Annotated in this window: 1 pseudogene; it reads left to right on the forward strand. The window is 37.7% G+C overall.

The window, feature by feature from the left end:
• Positions 1–257 (forward strand): annotated as a pseudogene (locus tag AAEY57_RS20440) (chemotaxis protein CheA); the annotation flags it as partial.

A 257-nucleotide genomic window follows, 5' to 3' on the forward strand; every position in this document is an offset into this window, starting at 1 on the left:
GCTTTACTTGCTGCACTTCAAGGTGAGCAAGAGCCAGATTTAACCGAGGCAGATTCGTTAAAAGTACAATTTGAACGTGTACTTGGAATGAAAAACGAAACACAAGGAAATAAACCTCAAAGCTTTGACGAGCAAACAAGTAGTAACACCTATCAAATAGACTTTAAACCTCATCATCATTTATTTAAAACAGGAAACGAGCCACTGTATATGATCAGTGAGCTTGAAGAGCTAGGTGAGTTAGAAACCACAGTATT

The sequence above is a fragment of the Pseudoalteromonas sp. MER144-MNA-CIBAN-0113 genome, from assembly GCF_040308965.1.
In the GTDB taxonomy this organism is placed as follows: Bacteria; Pseudomonadota; Gammaproteobacteria; order Enterobacterales; family Alteromonadaceae; genus Pseudoalteromonas; species Pseudoalteromonas tetraodonis.